Origin of the sequence: uncultured Muriicola sp., from assembly GCF_947258935.1 — a bacterium.
Taxonomy (GTDB): Bacteria; Bacteroidota; Bacteroidia; order Flavobacteriales; family Flavobacteriaceae; genus Muriicola.
The window spans coordinates 1-2,698 of record NZ_CAMYKH010000132.1; the positions used below are offsets into that span (position 1 = coordinate 1).

General features: G+C 43.2%; 4 protein-coding genes. 2 read left to right on the forward strand and 2 right to left on the reverse strand.

Going from position 1 to position 2,698, the window contains the following annotated elements:
* Positions 1–289: 289 nt before the first annotated feature.
* Positions 290–952 (forward strand): DUF4386 family protein, encoded by a 663-nt coding sequence (locus Q0X72_RS13565; RefSeq protein WP_297766502.1) that lies wholly within the window; start codon positions 290–292, stop codon positions 950–952.
* A 137-nt stretch (positions 953–1,089) separates the two neighbouring features.
* Complete coding sequence (locus Q0X72_RS13570; protein ID WP_297766505.1) at positions 1,090–1,485, forward strand: SRPBCC domain-containing protein; 396 nt, start codon at positions 1,090–1,092, stop codon at positions 1,483–1,485.
* A gap of 125 nt (positions 1,486–1,610) precedes the next feature.
* Here the strand turns inward: Q0X72_RS13570 and Q0X72_RS13575 are convergent, their stop codons facing one another.
* Both Q0X72_RS13575 and Q0X72_RS13580 read right to left on the reverse strand, forming a co-directional pair.
* Positions 1,611–1,808 carry a hypothetical protein gene (locus Q0X72_RS13575; protein ID WP_297766508.1) on the reverse strand — a complete coding sequence of 66 codons (198 nt, stop codon included), beginning with the start codon at positions 1,806–1,808 and terminating at the stop codon, positions 1,611–1,613.
* A gap of 116 nt (positions 1,809–1,924) precedes the next feature.
* The coding region (locus Q0X72_RS13580) for a uroporphyrinogen-III synthase (RefSeq protein ID WP_297766511.1) at positions 1,925–2,698 on the reverse strand (774 nt) is incomplete at its 5' end.

Genomic DNA, 2,698 nt, shown 5'->3' on the forward strand with positions numbered 1-2,698 from the left:
ATACTGCTTCAACACTTCATAGATTAATCGATATGCTTTCCTGTTGAAAGCCCCGCCCTTTATATGATTATCAGGTCTTCATTCTTGACAGATTCAGGCCGAGTGTGAAGAATGAAGACCTGACCCCGCAGTTTTTTCGTAAAGGCCATGCAAGCTTGACATTTATATAGGCCGCTGCTCACCGGCGGACGTTAGATGGTAAGTGAACAATGAACATACGAGTCGGCACCGAACAAGCTTGTCGATATCCATCTGCTGATGCCGATATTCGCTGAATACGCGGAGAGAAATGATGAATGATTTACAGAAAATGGGCGGCGTTGCCGCCCTGATCGAGGCAGCGACATTCGTGGTGGGCTTTGGGTTGGTTTTGGCCATAGTGATCCCCGCTGGTTTCTTTACCGGGGACATCGGTCCTGGCCAGATCGTGGCTTTGCTCGCGGACAACCAGGCCATCACATACATAGTGTACCTGCTCATCTATGTAATACACGGCGTCTTTCTGGTTGTCCTGGCGCTGGCGCTCTACGAGCGGTTGAAGGCCGGCTCGCCTGCAATGGTACAGACGGCGACCGCCTTCGGGCTTATCTGGGCCGGCCTGGAAATTGCCACCGGCATGGTCTCAAACTTCGGCTTGGATACAATCGTCGATCTCTATGGCAAAGACCCGGCTCAAGCTGAGTCGGTCTGGTTGGTGTTTGACTTTGTGCAAAACGGGTTAGGACCCAAGAATTTGATTCCAGGCAGCTTATGGATTCTGTTGGTGAGTTGGGCAGCCTTGCGGGCAGGAGAGCTGCCCAGCGCACTGAACTACCTTGGCCTGGTGATCGGTGTGGTGGGCATCCTAGCGGCTGTCCCGCCTCTCGTCATGCTAGGGGCCTTTGTTTGGCTGGGCCTCATCGTGTGGTGGGTATGGGTGGGGATCGTCATATTGCGCAGTAGTCTTAAATAGGTACATCATCTAACAATGCCACTGGAGCAGACGGCGTGAAGATAGCGGTTTTACGTAAAGGCCGTGCAAGCTTGATATTTATTTAGGCCGCTGCTCACCAGCGGACGTTAGGCATAAAATCTAAAAGGAATAAGGCAATGAGAAATGTCATTCGTCAATCTGTAGTATTACCAGCTTCCGCCGAAAAACTATTTGAAATGTATATTAATCCCTCGACACACCAAGCAATCACGGGTGCATCCGTCGACATTGGTGATAAAAGAGGATCTGAATTCAAAGCCTTCGATGGGGCCTTGACTGGGACGATACTTGAGGTGATAAGGCCGAGGCTGATTATTAAATCGTGGCGTTCGGTTAATTTTTTGGCCGAGGACCCTGACTCAACCCTGATCTTGTCCTTCACTTCGGAGGGAGATGAGGGGCGAATTGACTTAGTTCACCTTGATGTGCCCGACCAAGACTACGACGGTGTAAACCAAGGTTGGGAAAAATACTACTGGACCCCTTGGCGCACATATTTGGCAAGCATGTAACGGTGGATTTTCTTGTAGGGTGCGTCGCCTGAACAAATGCGTGGAGCTGAAGGCTTGAAAATAGCGGTTTAACGTAAAGACCGTGCTAAGTTAGTACTCATATCGGCTGCAGCTCACGCTCAACGTTAGGGTGTGATAAAAGCTTTACTCCGCATTGGTTTTTTCATAAAAATTTCATAAGAACGTAATCGAAAATCAAGCATCCATTGAGGCTCATCTTTCATCTTGCTAATAGCAATGACAGTATCTTTTGAAAGGCCTTTTTTGCTTAGATGTACATAGAGTTCAGTTGAATCTTTAAAATCATATTTTGAATAATCCATGTCAAGATTTTCAGTAGTCATGCACAAAATAACTCCGTTATATTATTAATAGCTTCTTCAACCATTACCACTTGTAGATCGGAGTAGGCAGAGCTAAATCAAGAACAAACGATAGGCTAAGCTAACGAAAAAATATTTTTGATTGTTTGAAAAGCCCCTGGTACAGTGTGAACTTCTGAAACAATATTTTTCACATCAAGTTTGTTGAGCTCTTCAGCAGTAAAAGGTCCAATGGAAACAATTTTTGTTTGTTGTAAAATATTTTGTAATGTATTTTCATCGTAATCTTTTTTCATTATTTCAAAAAATGCTCTAACAGATGAAGCACTTGTAAAAACAATTCCATCAACCTTATTCTGTGAGAATAATTGACGAAAATCATTCCATTTTGTTGTGTCTCGAAATGCACAAACATCATAGAGATGGATTTCTTTTACGATAATTCCAATCTTTTCTAAGAGAGTTTTAAGAAATGGGGTGGATGCTCCACTTCTTGGAACAATTACCTTTTTTCCAACTGCATTTAGTCTAGTGAAGACTTCACCAATACCAACTGATGAATATCTTTTTGGCATATGAGCAACTTTGATTCCTTCAGATTCTAAGGCAGATTTTGTTTTAGGACCAACTGCAATTACAATAGTATTTGCAACTGCTAGCTGAAGTTTTTCATACATTGATATTTTTTTTGCAGAATCAAAAAGAAGTTTAACTGCTTTTGAGCTCATAAAAACAGAGTAATCTGGATCGTCTTGGCTAACAGATTTTAGAAAATCATCGACAATTTTTTCTCCCTTTGAAATTAATTCAATTGTTGGTAATGTGATTGGTTTTACATTTTCCTTAGATGCAAGCTCTACAAACTCTTCAGAGTCTTCTTCAGAACGAGT